Source organism: Flavobacterium sp., assembly GCF_043779715.1.
Taxonomy (GTDB): Bacteria; Bacteroidota; Bacteroidia; order Flavobacteriales; family Flavobacteriaceae; genus Flavobacterium.
Window position 1 is genome coordinate 1 of the sequence record NZ_JAYWDT010000239.1, and the last position, 2,673, is coordinate 2,673.

General features: G+C 32.4%; 4 protein-coding genes. All 4 read right to left on the reverse strand.

What is annotated here, in order from left to right:
• Window positions 1-402: beta-ketoacyl synthase N-terminal-like domain-containing protein (locus ACH2BG_RS11420; protein ID WP_395047820.1), on the reverse strand; the 402-nt coding region annotated here is incomplete at its 3' end.
• Window positions 403-495: 93 nt separating this feature from the next.
• The gene (locus tag ACH2BG_RS11425; protein ID WP_091475267.1) at window positions 496-753 is read right to left on the reverse strand and encodes a phosphopantetheine-binding protein; all 258 of its coding nucleotides are present in this window, start codon (window positions 751-753) and stop codon (window positions 496-498) included.
• Window position 754: 1 nt separating this feature from the next.
• Window positions 755-1,372 (reverse strand): 3-oxoacyl-ACP synthase, encoded by a 618-nt coding sequence (locus ACH2BG_RS11430; protein ID WP_395047821.1) that lies wholly within the window; start codon window positions 1,370-1,372, stop codon window positions 755-757.
• Window positions 1,372-2,508, reverse strand: a complete 1,137-nt coding sequence (locus ACH2BG_RS11435) for a beta-ketoacyl-[acyl-carrier-protein] synthase family protein (protein WP_395047822.1) — start codon at window positions 2,506-2,508, stop codon at window positions 1,372-1,374. The genes ACH2BG_RS11430 and ACH2BG_RS11435 overlap by 1 nt, the downstream gene beginning before the upstream one ends.
• Window positions 2,509-2,673 lie beyond the last annotated feature (165 nt).

A 2,673-nucleotide genomic window follows, 5' to 3' on the forward strand; every position in this document is an offset into this window, starting at 1 on the left:
ATGACAACTAATGTATTTGATAGTTTCTGGCTTTTCGAAATAATCGTAATAATATCTTTCGGTCATATCCATTCCGCCAACGCTGGTTGCGGAAATTAATCCCGTTTTGTATTCATTTATCGAAGTAATTCCTGCATTTGCAACTGCTTGTTTGGCTGCAATGGCACCAATCATAGTGGTTCTCGAAAAATTATTATCCGAAGGAAGTTGAAGTTCATCAGCTAACTCTTGGTTGGTTTTCTTGATTTCACCCACTTTTCTCAAATCAGCATGTACCGTCGAAATATTTTCGATGGTGGTAATTGCCGTTTTGTTATTTAGTAATGACGCAAAGTTTTCTTCAACCGAATTTCCGATTGCAGAAATAATTCCCATTCCCGTGATTGCAACTCCTTTATTCATTAGGCTTACTTAGATTGTTAGATTTTTAGACTTCTTAGATTTTTAGACAATACTTAAATCTAAGAAGTCTAAAAATCTAATTGTCTAATCGTCTTATTTTGTTCTGTTTGCAGTGATATAAGCTGCCATAGTCTCGATAGATTGGAAAATATTTTTTCCTTCTTTTGGATCTACTAATTTGATTCCGTAATCTTTGTCAAGCATAACAATAAGCTCTAAAGCATCGATAGAATCTAATCCTAATCCGTCGCCAAATAAGGCATCATCATCTTTTACATCTGCTACATTTATATCCTCTAAGTTTAGAACTTCAATGATTTTTGCTTTTAATTCTTGTTTTAACGCTTCCATATTATTTGTTATATAAATTTTCTATTGTTTGTTTTTTATATTCTGTTTTCCCTTCATTGGTAACCAAATAAAGGAATGCTTTGTATTCTTCGTTATAATATTCGACCCAACCGCAAAGTACTTTTTCTGCTTTTTTTGTGTGCAAAAGTACGTTGGTGTAATTTGTCATGAACTCCGAATTGAACGCGTCAAAGATAAAAAAAGAATTTTCACTTTTCAATTGGTGTTTGATACTAATTTCTCCGATGCAAATGTTGGGCAATGTGTAAACAAAAACCGCTGGAGACGGAAAATAATTTTCTTCGTCGGAAATGGAGTTTTGATACTTTACATCAGTATCTAAACTTGATGATTTGTTAGCAAAAACCAAAGCAATGTCGTTTTCTTTTGTATTGTCAATTTCGTTTTTAAGAAGTAATTCGGCAGCTAAAAAAGCCAATTTACTTAAGTTATCCATTTTAAAAAATTTTGGATAATTGATATCGAAATTCTGATAGGCTTTCTTCGAGAAATCAGCAAATAAATCAGAATCCGATTTGAAAATCGTTTCTCCGTTCAAAATAATTTCATTATTCTGAATGGTGCAAAAAGTTTCTATATAGGTTTTATTTTCTAACATTATTTTACTTTTTCGAATAAAACCGCTGTATTACAACCACCAAAACCAGAAGCTGTTTTTAGGAAATAGTTGCAATTTTTATCTTGATTTTCTTTGATAATATTAATAGGTTGACTGACTCCCATCTCATCAAAACCTAAAGAAACAAATAATTTATTTTCTAAAACAGATTGAATTCCGACAACGGTTTCTAGTAATCCAGAAGCTCCTAAAGTATGTCCGTAAAATCCTTTCAGACTATTTATTGGAACATTTTCTAATCCCAATCTATTGAAAGCAATAGCTTCCATTTCGTCATTAAAAGGTGTTGCGGTTCCGTGAGCAGAAATATAATCGATTTGATTTGCGCTTATTTTGGCTTCCGCTAAAGCACTTTCGATACTTCGATAAAGTCCTTCACCCGTTCTTGATGGCCCAGAAATATGATTGGCATCATTTATAGAACCATCGCCACTGATTTTTATTTTAGCCTTTTCTTTGTTTGCAGAAACCAAGACTGCTGCCGTTGCTTCGCCAAGAGAAACGCCAGTTCTATTTTTTGAATAAGGTTTGCAAGGCAAATCACTCATCGCTTGAAAGGAATTGAATCCTGACAAAACAAACTCGGAAACTTCATCGCCTGCTACTACAAATATATTGTCGAACATTTCGCACTGAATCAATCTTTTGGCAACTGAAACTGCTAAAATTCCAGAAACACAAGCATTTGAAACGACAATCGGTTCTGTTTTGAATCCGAAAAATTTAGAAATATTTTTTGCTAATTGATGTAAATGTGCATTTTGAAAACTCTCCTCTGAGGGATTTCCTAATGCTGTAATATTTCCTTTGGTTGTAGAAAGTAGGAAACCAACTTTGCTGTTCAAATCTAATTTTGATTTTTGAACTATGGGTTGCAAAGCCAAAATCATCATTTTTTCTAACCTTGTAAAATTTTCCGATTGAGAAATTTTGGCGAAAGCCGAATTTAATTCTTCATTATTGATGGTTGACGCATAAAATGGTTTACTCAACATTGTATTTTGATGTAATTGAATACCCGAAACGCCACTTTCAATATTTTGAATATTGGTATTTACATCAAACCCGATGGGTGTAATGCAGTTTGTTTCGGTAATAAATACTTCTTTAACCATTTTTTATAATAATTCTACTATTTTTTTAAATTTAATCAAGAAGTTTCACTTTATAATAGCAAATCATAGCTTTGTGAAACCAAGAATTGGTCTATCCAACTCTTTTTTTCTATGTTTCTATTCTTTTGGTAAACTTTTAAAATACTCATTTACATACGTCTTTTG

Bases quoted from the DNA above. Each gene is read 5' to 3' on its own strand.
- ACH2BG_RS11435 (WP_395047822.1), bottom strand. From the start codon at position 2,508: ATGGTTAAAGAAGTATTTATTACCGAAACAAACTGCATTACACCCATC.
- ACH2BG_RS11430 (WP_395047821.1), bottom strand. From the start codon at position 1,372: ATGTTAGAAAATAAAACCTATATAGAAACTTTTTGCACCATTCAGAAT.
- ACH2BG_RS11425 (WP_091475267.1), bottom strand. From the start codon at position 753: ATGGAAGCGTTAAAACAAGAATTAAAAGCAAAAATCATTGAAGTTCTA.